The organism is Pseudomonas sp. PS02303 (assembly GCF_029959925.1).
GTDB classification, from domain to species: Bacteria; Pseudomonadota; Gammaproteobacteria; order Pseudomonadales; family Pseudomonadaceae; genus Aquipseudomonas; species Aquipseudomonas mandelii.
Genome location: NZ_JASCOM010000464.1, coordinates 1 through 2,391, shown reverse-complemented (window position 1 = coordinate 2,391; position 2,391 = coordinate 1). Strand labels below are relative to the sequence as shown.

General features: G+C 58.9%; 3 protein-coding genes. All 3 read left to right on the top strand.

Annotation, left to right across the window (positions count from 1 at the left end; all coding sequences use genetic code 11):
* Positions 1 to 100 precede the first annotated feature (100 nt).
* Entirely contained in the window at positions 101 to 418 is a 318-nt protein-coding gene (locus QMX98_RS34085; protein WP_082069254.1) for a transposase, read from the top strand.
* Entirely contained in the window at positions 415 to 750 is a 336-nt protein-coding gene (gene tnpB / locus QMX98_RS34080; protein ID WP_045062372.1) for an IS66 family insertion sequence element accessory protein TnpB, read from the top strand. The genes QMX98_RS34085 and tnpB overlap by 4 nt, the downstream gene beginning before the upstream one ends.
* A gap of 62 nt (positions 751 to 812) precedes the next feature.
* Entirely contained in the window at positions 813 to 2,360 is a 1,548-nt protein-coding gene (locus tag QMX98_RS34075; RefSeq protein WP_115148494.1) for an IS66 family transposase, read from the top strand.
* Positions 2,361 to 2,391 lie beyond the last annotated feature (31 nt).

The window sequence follows — 2,391 nt, the reverse complement described above, 5'->3', positions numbered from 1 at the left end:
GTAAGCGTCCAGCCAACACACCTTCCGAACTCCAGCATTAAGGGCGATGGTGTCCGCGTATTTTTAAGCGGACGCGATCGCCCTTAACGTCAGGATTTCCATGCGCCAACGAAGCTCTTACCCGAAACCCTTCAAGGCCCAGGTTGTTCAGGAATGCCTGCAACCGGGCGCAACCCTATCCAGCGTTGCCATCAGCCACGGCATCAACGCCAACGTTATCCGCAAGTGGCTACCGCTTTATCGAGATCAGTCGCCAGCGGCGTTGCCAGCTTTCATTCCATTGAGAGCTACGCCCAAACGGCAAACGGAAGCGTTGGCGGTTATTGAGCTGCCATTTGGCGAGCAATCGATCTCAGTGAAATGGCCAACGTCCGATCCTGAAGGCTGCGCCCGCTTTGTCCGTGGGCTCACTCAATGATTCGCATCGATGCCATCTGGCTCGCCACCGACCCCATGGACATGCGTGCCGGCACTGAAACTGCGCTGGCCAGGGTGATCGCGGTGTTCGGTGCGGCGAAGCCGCACTGCGCTTATCTGTTCGCCAACCGCCGCGCCACTCGTATGAAAGTGCTGGTGCATGATGGGATTGGCGTCTGGCTGGCTGCTCGCCGGTTGAACCAAGGCAAGTTTCACTGGCCCGGCATTCGTAATGGCTACGAGATAGAGCTGGATGCTGAGCAACTTCAAGCGTTGGTGCTCGGCCTACCTTGGCAGCGTGTTGGGGTTGGCGGTGCAATCACACTGCTTTAAAAAGCTGTAATTAGCGCCTTGGCCTACTGCCGCAAGCGACCTGCTTTGGTAAAATCCAGGGCATGACTTCCTCGCCCAATCTCGATCAGATGACCCCCGACCAACTGCGCGCCTTCGCGGCGCAGTTGCTGTCGCAGGTTGATTCTCTCGGGCTGCAAGTCGACAGGATGGGCAAGAAGAACGACCGCGACCAAACCATCATCGAGCAACTCACCCACGAAATCGCTTGGTTCAAACGTAACAAGTTTGCCAAGCGCAGTGAGCAATTGAGCCCTGCTCAAGGCAGCCTGCTCGATGATCTGCTCGACACCGATATCGCGGCCATTGACGCCGAGCTGAAGGCGTTGAATCCGCCGGCTGCGTCGGCCGAGCCACGCAAGCAGCCCAAGCGTGTTCCTTTGCCTGCGCAGTTTCCGCGTACCGTGATTTATCACGAACCCGACAACACCCAATGCCCCTGCGGCTGCCAGCTCCAGCGGATCAGCGAGGACGTCAGCGAGAAGCTGGATTACACGCCGGGCGTGTTCACCGTGGAGCAGCATGTGCGCGGGAAATGGGTCTGCCGCGAGTGTGAAACGCTGACTCAGGCACCGGTTCCGGCCCAGGTAATCGACAAGGGTATACCGACCGCAGGGCTGCTGGCTCACGTGATGGTGGCCAAATTCGCCGACCATTTGCCGCTGTATCGCCAAGAGAAAATCTTTGGCCGCGCTGGCCTGGCTATCGCCCGCTCGACACTGGCGCAATGGGTCGGCCAGACCGGCGTGCAGCTCCAGCCGTTGGTCGATGTGCTACGCGAAACGGTACTTGCCGAAGGCGTGATCCACGCCGACGAAACGCCAGTGCAAATGCTCGCGCCGGGCCAGAAGAAGACCCACCGTGCTTACGTCTGGGCCTACTGCACTACGCCGTTTTCGGCGGTCAGGGCAGTCGTTTACGACTTCAGCCCGAGCCGTGCGGGCGAGCATGCACGTAACTTCCTTGGCCAGTGGGATGGCAAGCTGGTGTGCGACGATTTCGCCGGCTACAAGGCAAGCTTCCAGCAAGGCATCACCGAAATTGGCTGCATGGCCCATGCGCGCCGCAAGTTCTTCGATCTGCACGCGACGAACAAAAGCCAACTGGCCGAACAGGCGCTGCACTCAATTGGCAGCTTGTACGAAATCGAACGGCAAGCGCGGGAAATGACCGACGAAGATCGCTGGCGAATACGTCAGGAAAAAGCGGCACCCATTATCGACGCACTACATACCTGGATGATGGCCCAGCGCGATCTTGTGCCCGAAGGATCGGCTATTGCCAAAGCTCTGGATTACAGCCTCAGGCGCTGGACGGCACTGGCTCGATATCTCGAGGACGGCGCTGTGCCCATCGATAATAACGCGGTCGAAAATCAGATAAGGCCATGGGCACTTGGACGCTCGAACTGGTTGTTCGCCGGGTCACTACGCAGCGGTAAGCGGGCAGCCGCGATCATGAGCTTGATCCAGTCAGCACGCATGAATGGGCATGATCCGTATGCCTATCTCAAAGATGTACTGACGCGGCTGCCGACGCAGCGTGCCAGTGAGATTGATCAACTGCTGCCGCATCGGTGGATGCCCGCCTGAGTCACGCAAGGTGACTTCGGCGGACGCTTAC

What these genes read in the sequence shown, in the direction of transcription:
- QMX98_RS34075 (WP_115148494.1), top strand. Translation starts at nt 813, where the DNA reads ATGACTTCCTCGCCCAATCTCGATCAGATGACCCCCGACCAACTGCGC.
- QMX98_RS34085 (WP_082069254.1), top strand. Translation starts at nt 101, where the DNA reads ATGCGCCAACGAAGCTCTTACCCGAAACCCTTCAAGGCCCAGGTTGTT.
- tnpB (WP_045062372.1), top strand. Translation starts at nt 415, where the DNA reads ATGATTCGCATCGATGCCATCTGGCTCGCCACCGACCCCATGGACATG.